This window comes from Aeromicrobium phoceense, from assembly GCF_013868155.1.
Lineage (GTDB): Bacteria > Actinomycetota > Actinomycetes > Propionibacteriales > Nocardioidaceae > Aeromicrobium > Aeromicrobium phoceense.
Map to the genome: position 1 here is coordinate 2159707 of NZ_JACEOG010000001.1, position 12722 is coordinate 2172428.

Annotated in this window: 15 protein-coding genes and 1 tRNA gene; 9 read left to right on the forward strand and 7 right to left on the reverse strand. The window is 69.6% G+C overall.

The window, feature by feature from the left end:
• Positions 1–4 precede the first annotated feature (4 nt).
• Together ypfJ and H1W00_RS10405 are read right to left on the reverse strand one after the other, a co-directional pair.
• Positions 5–904 carry a KPN_02809 family neutral zinc metallopeptidase gene (ypfJ, locus tag H1W00_RS10400; protein WP_181755634.1) on the reverse strand — a complete coding sequence of 300 codons (900 nt, stop codon included), beginning with the start codon at positions 902–904 and terminating at the stop codon, positions 5–7.
• 19 nt (positions 905–923) lie between these two features.
• The gene (locus H1W00_RS10405) at positions 924–1463 is read right to left on the reverse strand and encodes a DUF937 domain-containing protein (RefSeq protein WP_181755635.1); all 540 of its coding nucleotides are present in this window, start codon (positions 1461–1463) and stop codon (positions 924–926) included.
• A gap of 82 nt (positions 1464–1545) precedes the next feature.
• On the opposite strand from H1W00_RS10405, the gene H1W00_RS10410 reads away from it, so the two are divergent.
• From H1W00_RS10410 to H1W00_RS10420, 3 genes are all read left to right on the forward strand, one after another.
• Positions 1546–2808 (forward strand): DUF445 domain-containing protein, encoded by a 1263-nt coding sequence (locus H1W00_RS10410; RefSeq protein WP_181755636.1) that lies wholly within the window; start codon positions 1546–1548, stop codon positions 2806–2808.
• 379 nt (positions 2809–3187) lie between these two features.
• A tRNA-Leu gene (locus H1W00_RS10415) sits at positions 3188–3273 on the forward strand.
• 347 nt (positions 3274–3620) lie between these two features.
• Entirely contained in the window at positions 3621–6350 is a 2730-nt protein-coding gene (locus tag H1W00_RS10420) for a glycoside hydrolase family 3 protein (RefSeq protein WP_181755637.1), read from the forward strand.
• A gap of 87 nt (positions 6351–6437) precedes the next feature.
• Here the strand turns inward: H1W00_RS10420 and H1W00_RS10425 are convergent, their stop codons facing one another.
• Positions 6438–6701, reverse strand: a complete 264-nt coding sequence (locus H1W00_RS10425) for a GlsB/YeaQ/YmgE family stress response membrane protein (RefSeq protein WP_181755638.1) — start codon at positions 6699–6701, stop codon at positions 6438–6440.
• A 90-nt stretch (positions 6702–6791) separates the two neighbouring features.
• Between H1W00_RS10425 and H1W00_RS10430 the strand changes: the two genes are divergently transcribed.
• Positions 6792–7211, forward strand: a complete 420-nt coding sequence (locus H1W00_RS10430; RefSeq protein ID WP_181755639.1) for a Fur family transcriptional regulator — start codon at positions 6792–6794, stop codon at positions 7209–7211.
• A 13-nt stretch (positions 7212–7224) separates the two neighbouring features.
• Here the strand turns inward: H1W00_RS10430 and rpsN are convergent, their stop codons facing one another.
• The 3 genes from rpsN to rpmB are packed head-to-tail and all read right to left on the reverse strand — an operon-like array spanning position 7225 to position 7933.
• On the reverse strand, positions 7225–7527 hold the full coding sequence (gene rpsN, locus H1W00_RS10435; protein WP_181755640.1) for a 30S ribosomal protein S14: 303 nt from the start codon (positions 7525–7527) through the stop codon (positions 7225–7227).
• Positions 7527–7697 carry a 50S ribosomal protein L33 gene (gene rpmG / locus H1W00_RS10440; protein ID WP_181755641.1) on the reverse strand — a complete coding sequence of 57 codons (171 nt, stop codon included), beginning with the start codon at positions 7695–7697 and terminating at the stop codon, positions 7527–7529. The genes rpsN and rpmG overlap by 1 nt, the downstream gene beginning before the upstream one ends.
• Positions 7697–7933: a 50S ribosomal protein L28 gene (rpmB, locus tag H1W00_RS10445; protein ID WP_181755642.1), complete on the reverse strand. Its 237-nt coding sequence runs from the start codon at positions 7931–7933 to the stop codon at positions 7697–7699. The genes rpmG and rpmB overlap by 1 nt, the downstream gene beginning before the upstream one ends.
• A gap of 60 nt (positions 7934–7993) precedes the next feature.
• On the opposite strand from rpmB, the gene H1W00_RS10450 reads away from it, so the two are divergent.
• The 5 genes from H1W00_RS10450 (at position 7994) to H1W00_RS10470 (ending at position 12107) form a co-directional block, all read left to right on the forward strand.
• Positions 7994–8257, forward strand: a complete 264-nt coding sequence (locus H1W00_RS10450; RefSeq protein WP_181755643.1) for a type B 50S ribosomal protein L31 — start codon at positions 7994–7996, stop codon at positions 8255–8257.
• Positions 8254–8376 (forward strand): type B 50S ribosomal protein L36, encoded by a 123-nt coding sequence (ykgO, locus tag H1W00_RS10455; RefSeq protein ID WP_023645249.1) that lies wholly within the window; start codon positions 8254–8256, stop codon positions 8374–8376. The genes H1W00_RS10450 and ykgO overlap by 4 nt, the downstream gene beginning before the upstream one ends.
• Positions 8373–9461, forward strand: coding sequence for a GTP-binding protein (locus tag H1W00_RS10460; RefSeq protein ID WP_181755644.1), 1089 nt, complete (start codon positions 8373–8375; stop codon positions 9459–9461). The genes ykgO and H1W00_RS10460 overlap by 4 nt, the downstream gene beginning before the upstream one ends.
• A 33-nt stretch (positions 9462–9494) precedes the next feature.
• A complete protein-coding gene (gene rpmF / locus H1W00_RS10465; RefSeq protein ID WP_181755645.1) occupies positions 9495–9671 on the forward strand; it encodes a 50S ribosomal protein L32 in 177 nt (58 codons plus the stop codon).
• A 411-nt stretch (positions 9672–10082) separates the two neighbouring features.
• On the forward strand, positions 10083–12107 hold the full coding sequence (locus tag H1W00_RS10470) for a DEAD/DEAH box helicase (RefSeq protein ID WP_338072874.1): 2025 nt from the start codon (positions 10083–10085) through the stop codon (positions 12105–12107).
• Between the two features lie 6 nt (positions 12108–12113).
• Here the strand turns inward: H1W00_RS10470 and H1W00_RS10475 are convergent, their stop codons facing one another.
• Positions 12114–12722, reverse strand: coding sequence for a TetR/AcrR family transcriptional regulator (locus tag H1W00_RS10475; protein ID WP_181755647.1), 609 nt, complete (start codon positions 12720–12722; stop codon positions 12114–12116).

Below are 12722 nucleotides of genomic sequence, written 5' to 3' on the forward strand. Positions count from 1 at the left end.
GGGGTCACAGGTCGTTCGTGGAGAAGGTGTCACACGAGTTCAGGTTGCCGGACTCGTAGCCCGTCTGGAACCAGCGCTGGCGCGACTCGCTCGAGCCGTGGGTCCACGTGTCCTGGTTGACCCGGCCTCCGCCGAGCTCCTCCTGGATGTGGTCGTCGCCGACGGCGGAGGCCGCCGACAGCGCCGAGTCGATGTCGGCCTGCGTGAGCGGCTTGATGAGCGTGTTGCCCTCGGCGTCCTGGGTGGAGGCGGCGTGGTTCGCCCAGACGCCGGCGAAGCAGTCGGCCATGAGCTCGATCCGCACGCCGCCGCTGAGCGGGCCGGTCTTTCCGTCCTGGCCCTTGGCGAGGATGCCGAGGATGTTCTGCACGTGGTGGCCGTACTCGTGCGCGACGACGTACATCTGCGCGAGGTTGCCGCCGTCGGCGCCGAACTGGCTGCTGAGCTGGTCGAAGAACGAGGCGTCGATGTAGACGCGCTCGTCGGAGGGGCAGTAGAACGGGCCGGTCTGGTTGGACGCGGTGCCGCACGGCGACTGGGTGGCGCCGGAGTAGATCACCGTCTGCGCCTCGCGGTACTGGCGGTTGATGTCGGCCGGGAGCGCGTCGGTCCAGTAGTCCTGCGCGCTGTTGACCGTGCCGATGATGCGGCAGACGTCGTTCTCGTTCGCGTCGGCGCCGGTCTTGCACTCGCTCACGTCGATCGAGGCCGACTCGCTGCCACCGGTGAGGACCTGGTTGACGTCGAACCCGGACGACGTGCCGCCGTCGAGCGGGTTGCCGCCGAGGAACGCCACCAGGAGCATCAGCAGAAGGCCGCCGATGCCGCCTCCGACGATGGCGCCGCCCTTGCCGCCGCCGGTGACCTGGCTGGTGTCGAGGTTCGCGCCCTCGTTGAACGTCATGGCCAGATTCTAGGGACCCTCAGCGCTTGCCGCCGCCGAGCAGCCCACCGAGGAGGCCACCGAGGGCACCCTCGAGGCCACCGGAGGATCCGGAGCCGCCGCCGAGGAGGCCTCCGAGCAGGTCTTCGATGCCACCGCCGGCCGAGCCCCTCTGGTCGCCTCCGGTGACCCGCTTGGCCAGGTAGGCCATGACGATGGGCGCGAGGATCGGCAGCAGCTTCTTCACGAGGCCGGCGTCCTGGGCCCCACTCGTCGACCCGAGCGCCTGGGCGACGTCGTCGGTCTTCTCGCCGAAGACGTTCTTGACGATCTTCTCGCCGTCGTCCGTGTCGATGGCGCCCACGTCGACGCCGCCGTCGATGAGGGAGGTGTCCTTCGTGGCGATCGCACCGCCGAGCGAGGCGGCTCCGGCGGGGTCCTTGGCGTTCGCGTCGAGTCCGCCGAGCAGTGCCGGGAGCGCCGCGTCGATGCCCTGCTGGGCGGTGGCCCTGTCGACACCGAGGCGCTCGGCGATCTGGTCCACGGGGATGAGGGTGCGCAGCTCGTCGATACCGGCCATGGCGACTCCTTCGTCGTGCGGCCCGCCGTCGGACCGGCGCTTCGATCGTATCGCCGGGCGCGATCCTGCCTAGGGTGGCGACATGACGGATCTGATGAGCCCCGTGCTGCCGATCTCGGGCGACGACGAAGCGCGGCGCGCCGGGCTGCGGCGGATGCGGACGCTCGCCACGTCGCTGCTCGTGCTCGCGGCGATCGTGTTCGTGCTGACGCACGGCCGCGACGGAGCGTGGGGCTACGTGAACGCCGCTTCCGAGGCGGCCATGGTGGGCGCGATCGCCGACTGGTTCGCCGTCACGGCGCTCTTCCGTCATCCACTCGGCCTGCCGATCCCTCACACGGCGCTGATCCCGAAGAAGAAGGACCAGCTGGCCGCGAGCCTCCAGGACTTCGTCGCCGACAACTTCCTGCGCGAGGACGTGATCCGCGACCGCATCGCCGCAGCAGGGCCGGCCGAGCGCGTGGGGCACTGGATCGCGGTGCCCGGGCGTGCGCACCGGCTTGTGGACGAGGGCGCTCGCGTGGCGTCCGACCTGCTCGGCCGCGTCAAGGAGGAGGACGTGCAGGCGGTCGTGACCGAGCTGATCGTGCCGCGCATGCTCGAGGAGCCGCTGAGCCCGGCCGTGGGCCAGCTGCTGGGGGAGATCCTCGACGAGGGCGCCCACACCGGCCTCGTCGACCTCGGCCTGGACGAGCTGCACGGCTGGCTGGAGCGGCACCCCCACCGCATCACCGACCTGATCGTCGCCCGCGCCCCGGACTGGGCGCCCAAGTGGGCCAACACGATGATCGCCGAGCGCCTGTTCCGTGAGGTGCTGACCTGGGTGGCGGACATCCGCGACGACCCGCAGCACGACGCCCGGGCGGCGCTGGACCACTGGCTCGTCGAGCTGGCGCACGACCTGCAGCACGACCCCGAGGCCATGGAGCGCGCCGAGCGACTGAAGGAGCGCATCCTCACGCAGACGAAGGCAGCGACGACGGCCGTGAAGCTGTGGGACTCGTTCCGCCGTGGGCTGCTCGACGCCCTCGCGGCCGAGGACGGGGTGCTGCGCCGCCGGATCGTCGAGGAGATCGAGCGGCTGGGGGAGCGGCTCCAGTCCGACCCGGTGCTCGCCGCCCGGATCGACGGCTGGGCCGGCGACGCCGCCGCCTACGTGGTGGAGCACTACGGCGGCGAGATCGCCACGGTCATCTCCGCGACGGTCGAGCGCTGGGACGGACAGGAGACCGCGGAGCGCATCGAGCTGCACGTGGGCCGCGACCTGCAGTTCATCCGCATCAACGGCACGGTCGTCGGCGGCCTCGCCGGCCTCGTGATCCACGCCGTGGCACAGGTCCTGTGATCCACAGCTGTGGATGACGCCTGTGGACGGCTTGTGGACCGGAGCGCGGCGGCGTGTGGAGAACCTGTGGACGCGAAAATACTTGGAATCTCTTGCTGAAAAGCACTTGTGGCGCGGGTCACAGTGGCCTAGAAATGACCTACGCACTCCTCCGGGAGAGCGGGAAGGAAGCTCCGATTCCCTCCACGCGGACGGTGCAAACCGAACGTAGACGCCTGGTGATGCAGGCGTGGGAGAGAACCTCACGGGCGACCGGACACGAAGGCAGCCATCACGCACCATCGATACCGAAGGCCCCGGGAACTCATACTTCCCGGGGCCTTCTTCATGGCCCCGAGAGGGGTTTGCTAGAGTTCAGTGCTGCATGAAGTTCACACCTGTCCGGGTGGCGGAATTGGTAGACGCGCTAGCTTGAGGTGCTAGTGCCCTGTTAGGGGCATGGGGGTTCAAGTCCCCCCTCGGACACTGCAGGACCCTCTCACTCTCGCCGGTGAGGGGGTTTTGTGCTTTCGGGCCGCGGACCGCATGGTGGACTCCTTCGTCCCACCACCCAGGCACCACAGGCCTCGGATCTTGACAGCATTTTCAGACCGCGCGCATGCTGGCGAATGACGGTGAGCGAGCTTCTGGAACAGCCACCCCCGCGCCGGTTCTCGAATCGACCGGCACACCGTAGGTGATCCGATTCGCACCACTGCAGGCCCGGCCGGACGCCCGGCGTTCCTGTACCCGGGGACCGTCCAGCCTGGGCCGTGACGCACCCCTTCAGAGGCACCCCCGCGGGGTGTCTTGAGAACTTCGGGGGGGTCCGGATGTACCACGCACCTTTGAAGAACACGCTGTCGCGCCTGTCGATCGGCCTCGTCACCACTGCCTTGCTCGCATCAGGAGCGACAGCGGCCGTGACCGCCGAGGCTGCTGGGACGACCACGTCCGCAGCGCTTCCGAACGCCGCACCGACCGACGCCCGCTGGTCCGACTCGCGCGGCGCCGAATGGCGAGCGCGGGCGCTGCTGCGCCGCATGACCCTGGCCGAGAAGATCGACATGCTCCACGGCGAGGTCAACTTCTTCTACGGCTTCTACAACGCGCCGATCGAACGACTCGGCATTCCGGCCCTCACGATGGCCGATGGTCCCGCCGGAGTCCGCATCGCCAACCCCGACGTCAACGATCAGCAGGCGACCGAGCTGCCCTCGCCCTTGGCGCTGGCAGCGACCTGGAACGCGGGACTCGCGCAGGAGTACGGCGAGCGCGCAGGCGATGAGGCGCACCGGACCGGGCACAACGTGCTGCTGGCACCGGCGCTGGACATCGCTCGGGTCGCCCAGGCCGGCCGCGCCTTCGAGGCGTTCGGCGAGGACCCGCTGATCTCGGGTCGCATGGGAGGCGCCGTGATCCGCGGCATCCAGGAGAATCCCGTCGCGGCGGACCTGAAGCACTACAACCTGTACACCCAGGAGCAAAACCGACTGATCGGCGGCAACGCGGTGGTCGACGAGCGAACGCTCCAGGAGATCTACACGCGCCCGTTCGACATCGCGATCAAGCAGGGTGATCCCGCGTCGGCAATGTGCGCGTTCAACAAGGTCAACGGCACGTACGCGTGCGAGAACGACTACCTCCTGAACGAGATCCTCAAGGTCCAGCTCGAGTTCGAGGGCTGGGTGATGAGCGACTACGGGGCCACGCACAGCACCGTCGCGTCGATCCTCGGTGGCATGGACCAGGAGATGCCCGGTGACTTCGGAGGCGGTGACTGCTTCTTCTGCGCTCCGCTCGTCGAGGCGGTCAACGAGGGAGACGTCCCGGTGTCGCGCATCAACGACGCGGTCATGAGGATCCTGAGGCCGATGTTCGGCCTGGGGCTCTTCGACGAGCCGGCGAGGGTCCGTCCGCTGCCCGAGGGCGAGAACGGGGCCTTCGCGAGGGAGGTGTCCGAGCAGGCCACGGTCCTCCTGCAGAACCGCCGCCGCACCCTCCCTCTGGACGACGATCTCGACTCGATCGCCGTGATCGGCGCGGACGCAGACCACGCCGTGCAGGGCGGAGGAAGCAGCCAGGTGCTGCCGACGTACACCGTCAGTCCGCTCGAGGGGATCACGGAGCGCGCCGATGGAGCGACCGTGACCCACGCTCGGGGCAACGAGCCCGTCACCTCGGCGGCGCTCCTGCCCGGACCGGATCCGATCCCTTCGGACTTCCTGCGGTCCGCCCTGGATGGCGGTCCGGGCCTGCGCGTCGAGTACTTCGACAATCCGGCGAGATCGGGCAGTCCCGCCCTCGACCGCACGGAGCCGTACGCCGGGATCTACGGAGGCTTCTTCCTGTTCGAGGGCTTCAACGCGGCCTCGCCGCACTTCCCGGTGCAGTCGAACGAGAACACGTCGGGCATGCGCTGGACGGGGACCCTCACCGCGCCCGTGACGGGGACCTACGAGCTGGCCGTCACCACCAACGGCGTGACGACGCTGTTCCTGGACGACGCCCCGGTCATCACCACCGAGACCGCGACCGAGCCGACGAGTCCGGGCGTGCATCGGTACGAGGTGGATCTCGTCGCGGGCCAGGAGTACGACCTGCGAGCCGAGTTCTCCGTCGGCCCCAGCGCGAGCGCGGACTTCGGCTCGGCGTTCAAGCTGGGCTGGGTTCCTCCGCGCTCGGTGGTCGAGCCGAGCATCGCGGAAGCAGCCGAGGTGGCTGCCGATGCCGACGTCGCCGTGGTCTTCGCCCGCGACTACGGGAGCGAGGGCGGAGATCGTCCGAACCTCGACCTTCCCAACGCCCAGGACGACCTGATTCGCGAGGTGGCGGCCGCCAACCGGCGGACCATCGTGGTCCTCACCGCGAGCGCCGCCGTCCAGACCTCGGACTGGGAGGACGACGTGCGCGCCGTCCTGCACAACTGGTACGGCGGTCAGGAACAGGGCAGTGCCATCGCGCGGATCCTCTTCGGAGACGTGAACCCGTCAGGCAAGCTGCCGCTGACGATTCCGGTGGACGAGGAGAGCACTCCGGTCAGTGACGAGGACCAGTACCCGGGTGACGGGCTCGACCAGCAGTTCTCGGAGGGGATCTTCGTGGGCTACCGCGGCTACGAGGAGCGCGGCATCGAGCCGAGCTACCCCTTCGGCCACGGTCTGTCCTACACGAGGTTCGACTACAGGCGACTCCTGCTCTCGTCGAACACCCGAGGGCGTGGGTCCGCCCGCGCGACCAAGTCCGTGAAGGTCTCCGTGGACGTCCGGAATGTCGGGCGGCGCCGTGGCAGCGAGACGGTGCAGGTCTACGTGGGCAACCTGCCCACCCGTCGCGTCGACACGGCGGAGAAGGCGCTGGCCGGCTGGGCCAAGGTCGACCTCCGCCCGGGGCAGCGGCGACGGGTGACGGTGAACCTCGATCCGCAGTCGTTCTCGTACTGGGACACGGCGCGTGACCGGTGGCGCACCCCCGACGGGCGCGTGCCGATCTACGTGGGCTCGTCCTCCGAGGACCTGCGGCTGGCTGGCTCCGTCCGGATCTCGGGAGGTCGCGCCCGGTAGGACGCGTCGATCGCCGACACAGTTCGCGGCGGGGGGCCCGAGTCTCCCCAGGCCACCCGCCGCGATGGTGGTGATGCGTCGATGAGGTCAGGCGCGCGTGTGGTTGCGCTTTCCGGCCAGGCCCTCGGCGACGCCGATGAGCAGGACGGCAGCGATCACCGCGAGGACGAAGCCCAGGACGTTGAGCTCCCAGATGTCTCCCGTTCCGAAGAACTGGGCGATCAGGCCGCCGATGAGGGACCCGACCAACCCCAGCGCCAGCGTGGCGAGGATGCCGAGGTTCTGCTTGCCGGGCTTGATGAGTCGAGCGAGCGCTCCGATGATGAGGCCAGCGACGAGGAATCCGATCATGGTTCATGTCTACCGGGATTGGGCGGAACGGCACCTCGAGGAGCCTCGGTGTGAGAAAGCCGACGTGGGCTGCGAGATAGGCTCGGCCTCATGGCCAGTCGCACCGCCCCCGCGGTTTCCAACGAAGCGGGACGCAGGAACAGCCGGCCCCGGCGCCTCGTGCGCGAGTACATGGAGGACTGCGCGACGTTCAGCAGCGCGCAGCAGGTCCACGACGCCCTGCGCGACCAGGGGGACAAGGTCGGGCTGGCGACCGTCTACCGCAATCTGCAGGTCATGGCCGAGGCCGGTGAGCTCGACGTCCTCCGCCACGGCGACGGCGAGATGCTGTTCCGCAAGTGCGGCGAGGTCCACCACCATCACCTCGTGTGCCGCAGCTGTGGCCTGACGATCGAGATCGCCGGACCCGCCGTGGAGCGCTGGGCGGCGAAGGCCGCCGAGGACCACCGGTTCGCCGACGTGACGCACTCGGTCGAGCTGTTCGGCCTGTGCGCGACCTGCGCGCGCTGACCAGCTGTGTGGCTCACCAGCTCGACTTGGTGATCCCGGGCAGCTCGCCGCGGTGCGCGGCATTGCGGAAGTTGATCCGCGAGAGCCCGGCCTTGCCGATGTGTCCACGCGGCCTGCCGTCGGTCTGGTCACGCTTGCGGACGCGCACCGGACTGGCGTCGCGGGGGAGTCTCGTCAGCGACCGCACTGCGGCGCGAATCTCGGCCGGATCCGACGCGGTGCGGATCGCCTCCTTGAGCTCGGCGCGACGCGCGGCGTGGCGAGCGACGACCTCCTTGCGGCGTTCGTTGGCGACGATCTTGGACGTCTTGGCCATCAGCGTTCCTCTCGGAAGTCGACGTGCTGACGCACGACGGGGTCGAACTTGCGCAGCGTGATCCGGTCGGGATCGTTGCGGCGGTTCTTGCGGGTGACGTAGGTGTAGCCCGTGCCCGCCGTCGAGCGGAGCTTGACGAGCGGGCGGATGTCGTTGCCTCGCTTGACCATCAGATCCGCACCCCTCGCGCCAGCAGATCGGTGACGACCGCGTCGATGCCGCGGCGGTCGATCGTCTTGATCCCGCGGGCGCTCAGCGTCAGCGTGACGCGGCGGCTCAGGCTCGGCACCCAGTAGTGCTTCGCCTTGATGTTGACGTCGAAGCGCCGCTTCGTCCGGCGGTGCGAGTGGGAGACATGGTGACCGAAGCCTGGCTGGGCTCCGGTGACCTGACAGACGCGCGACATGGTGACCTCCTATGTTGTAGAATGAGAATCGTTATCAATAACTGAGGTTAGCAGGAGCCAGTGAAGAAGGACATCCACCCCGGCTACGAGCCGGTGGTCTTCCGGGACAAGTCGTCGGACACGACGTACCTGACCCGATCGACCCTCACCAGCGATGAGCGCATCGAGCTCGACGGCGTGACCTACCCGGTCGTCGACGTGAACATCTCCAGCGCGAGTCACCCGTTCTGGACGGGCCGTGGTCGCGTGGTCGACACCGAGGGCCGGGTCGAGCGGTTCCGCCGCCGCTACGGCATGAACACCGAAGGAGGAGAGGGTCGATGAAGGTACGCAACTCGCTGAGGTCGCTGAAGAACCAGCCGGGCTCGCAGGTCGTGCGGCGACGTGGTCGCACCTACGTGATCAACAAGCAGAATCCTCGACTGAAGGCGCGGCAGGGATGACGTCGCTCCACCGCGTGCCGGTGATCCTGATCAGTGGCATCGAGGAGGAGCCCATGGCGGCCGCGGCGATCGCACTGCAGTGGGACCTGCCTCGTGCCGTCTCGGTGCGGCACGTCGTCGATCCGGAGCGCGAGGTCCTGTGGCGGATCGTCAGTGACGTGACCGGCATCGTCGAACGGATCGAGATCGACGTCGAGCACGCCTGCGTGAGCTGCGCGATCCGTGAGGACGTCGTCCCCACGCTCGAGCGCCTGGGCGCGGACGGGCGCTGGGAGACGATCATCGCCCAGCTGCCCGTGACGGCCGAGGCGGTGCAGGTCTGCCGCGTGATCGGCTGGGCATCCGAGGACGTGCCCCACGTCCGCATCGCCGCGTCGTTGGTGGCGCTGTCCAGTGACGGACTCCTCGACGACCTCCTGGGTGGCGACATCATGAGCGAGCGCGACTTGCCCGTGCGTGCCGACGACAACCGCGGGGTCGCCGAGGTGGCCTGCGCCATGGTCGAGTACGCCGACGTCATCGCGGTGGGGGACGGGCTCGACGACGACGAGTGCGACGTCCTCGTGGCCCTCGCCCGCCCCGGTGTCCCCGTCGCCGAGTCGTTCAGCCAGGTCGACGCCCGTCCGCTCGAGGTGGGCGTGCACGACCACCGCCGCAACGAGTCGTGGGTGACGGAGGTCCGTCGTGACGCCCTGCCCACCCGTGAGCTGCACGCGGCCTGGGTGCTGGACTTCGCGTCCGACCGCCCGTTCCACCCCGATCGGCTCCGGGAGGCGATCGCCCTGCTCGGCGGCGGTCCCCGGCGGTCCCGCGGGTGCTTCTGGCTGCCGAGCCGGCCCGGACAGGTCTGCGCGTGGGACGGCGCCGGCGGCCAGCTCAGCGTGGGATCCACCGAGACCTGGGGCAGTCAGCGGCCGTTGACCCGCATCACCGTCGTCGGCATCGACGACGGTCGTGACGAGCTCGAGCGTGCCTTCGCCTCGTGCGTGCTGACCGATGCCGAGATGCACGAGCGCGGCCCGTACTGGGAGGTGGCACGGGACGGCTTCGAGTCCTGGCTCGGCCCCATTCGCCGCGCAGCCTGAGCAGACCCCGACCACTTACCTGAGGAGCCACCCATGGCCGTACCCAAGCGCCGCACGTCCCGTAGCAACACCCGTCACCGCCGCTCGGCGTGGAAGGCCACCCCGGCCGACCTCGTGCCCATCGAGGTCGAGGGCCGGATCCACCGCGTCCCGCGTCGGCTCGTTCGCGCCGCCCACCTCGGCCTGCTCCGCCTCGACGACCGCCTCTGAGCGTCGCGCAAGCTCTCGGAGGCTCACCGCGTGCCCGCGCGGGATGTGGACGCCCACCGGGGTAAACTGCCACTGTCAGGGCGTCTTCCATGCCCAGCCGGTCTGCGCTGGGTCGAAGGCACAACGGACACCAGTGGGTGTCGGCCGACCGCGGCGCGGCGGCTCTCGCTCCTCATCTGGTTCCCAGATCTGCGGCTGCTCGGGTGGCCGCTCCCTCGGTTCGTCAGCCGCGTGGCGACCGAGCAGTGACCTCGTGAGAGGTCCCGTGGTGCTGCCGCCGAGAAGTGGTCAGCACGTCACTCAGAGGAGAGAAGTTTGGCCAGACGAGGCCGGAGTCGGTCAAGCTCCACCGGGGCCGCACCCCGAAGCCAGCGCGGTGGACGTGGCGTCGAGAACGAGGGCATCATCCCGGTGCTCGCCCGCGCCGTGCGCGAGGTCGAGGCGGGCGTCCAGCGCAGTCGCGCCAACTCCTCGATCCGGACGAAGTTCCAGACCGTCGCACTGCTGGCGCGCGAGGAGCGTACGCGCGTCAAGACCGCCACGACCCTGACCGAGTCCCAGCGCGCCGAACAGCTCAAGCGACTCGACGGCATCGGGACGATCCTGGCGAAGACCGCGGCCCTGGACTCCACGTTGCTGTCGCTGCTCGCCGAGGACGCCGAGGTGTCCGATGCGGCCAAGGAGCTCAGGCGCGACATGCTGATCGCGGCAGGCGTCGAGCTCCCCGACGAGCCGGAGCCGCCGGTCGAGGAGGACCTCGCGCCTGCGGCCGGCCGACAGGTGGTTCCCCAGTCGGTCATCTCCCGCCGGCTGGCCGACCCCTTCCTCGCGCCACAGTTCGAGACCGTCGAGCGCCGCACGCCGCCGCCCCGTCGCCTGGCCAGCTGGGAGCTGATCGGGCCGCTGCTCTCGTCGTTCGAGCGCGCCTCCAGCGGCTCGGCCGCCTGCATGGACCTGCCCGACCCGATTCCGGTTCCCGTGCCGGACGGCAAGGAGCTGATGCGCCACCAGGCCGAGCTCGTCGCCGCCGCAGCCGAGGGGCACCGGACCTTCCTGCTGGCCGACGAGCCCGGACTGGGCAAGACGGCCCAGGCGCTCCTGGCGGCGCAGGCCGCGAACGCCTACCCGCTGCTCGTGGTGGTCCCGAGCGTCGTGAAGTCCAACTGGGCCCGCGAGGCGGCCATGTGGACCCCGCAGCACAAGTCCACGGTCATCCAGGGCGACGGCGACACGATCGACGGATTCGCCGACATCGTCATCGTCAACTACGAGGTGCTGGACCGGCACGTCGGCTGGCTCGGCGACCTGGGGTTCCGCGGGATGGTCCTCGACGAGGCGCACTTCATCAAGAACAAGTCGTCACAGCGCTCTCAGCACGTCCTGCAGCTGTCCGAGCGCATCCGTTCCCGCACCACCCGCCCGTTGCTGATGGCCCTGACCGGCACCCCGCTGATCAACGACATCGAGGACTTCCGCGCCATCTGGCAGTACCTGGGCTGGATCGACGAGAAGAAGCCCCGTCCCGAGCTGCTGCACGCGCTCGAGGACACGGGACTGACACCGCTCGACCCGGGCTTCTTCCCCGCGGCCCGATCCCGGGTCATCGACATGGGCATCGTCCGCCGCCGCAAGGTCGAGGTCGCCGCCGACATCCCGGCCCGGCGCATCGCCGACCTCCGGGTGGAGCTCGACGACGAGGCCGGACGCTCGATCCGCGCTGCCGAGCGTGAGCTCGTCCAACGCTTGGTCTCGCGGTACGAGCAGGCGCTCGAGACCCGTGGTTCCGTCGGGTCGTCCGAGGACGTCGATCACGACCTCGTGCGCCGGATCGCCGCCCGGGAGCGGGAGGAGTCGGCGAAGACCGAGGAGAACGTCTTCGCGATGATGCGGCGCATCGGCCAGGCGAAGGCCGGCCTCGCCGCCGACTACACCGCGCAGCTGGCCCACAGCGTCGGCAAGGTCGTCTTCTTCGCCAAGCACGTCGACGTGATGGACGTGGCCGAGAAGACCTTCGAGAAGCGGGGCATCCGGTACTCGTCGATCCGCGGCAACCAGACGCCGTCGGCGCGGCAGAAGAGCATCGACGCCTTCGTCAACGATCCCGACGTGGCCGTCGTGGTCTGCTCGCTGTCGGCCGCCGGCGTGGGCGTGAACCTCCAGGTCGCGTCGGACATGGTGCTCGCCGAGCTGTCCTGGACCGACGCGGAGCAGACCCAGGCCATTGACCGGGTGCACCGCATCGGCCAGGACGAGCCCGTCACCGCGTGGCGGATCATCGCCTCGCGGACGATCGACACCAAGATCGTCGAGCTCATCGACAGCAAGGCGGGCCTCGCCGCCCGGGCACTCGACGGCTCCGACGAGGAAGTCGTCGACTCGGCCGACGTTCAGCTGGAGACCCTCGTCGCCCTGCTGACCGACGCACTCACCTCCTGACGACCCTCACGCCGGCGGTGCGGCGCTCGTGATGCCTCGCACGGCCTCGCGCAGCGCGTGGTGTGCGAGCGTGCTGTCGAGTCGGTCCGCACTGAGCAGCAGCTTCGCGGGCAGGTCGACGACGCAGATCCTGACCAGGGCGACGGCTCGGCGGTCGGTGCGCTGCCAGAGCTGCTCGGCGAGACGCGTGATCAGCTCACCGAGCTCGAGCCGGAGCCGCTCGACCTCGTTCCGCTCGTCCGGCCCCACGTTGCCGGTGAGGAGGTCCGTGGCGTCGACGGCGAGCAGGAGGCGGGAGGCCTCGGGGTTGGTCCGGGCGTAGGTCGCCAGCGACAGGGCGGCGACGGCGATCCCCTCCTGAGGTCCGTCCGCGCGCACGGCGGCTTCCACGAGGTCGCGCTGGTAGCGCAGGAACGCCACCGCCTCGCGCACCCAGACCCGCGCCAGCAGGTTGTCGCGTGAGCCGAAGGCGTTGTAGATGACCCCGTTGGCCGCACCGGCACGGGCGCTCAGGGCGCGCATCGTCACACCCGTCGCGCCGTGCTCGACCCAGAGCGCACGCGCGTGGTCGAGCAGGACGTCGGGCTGGTGCTCCCTGGGGCGGCCGCGTGCCAT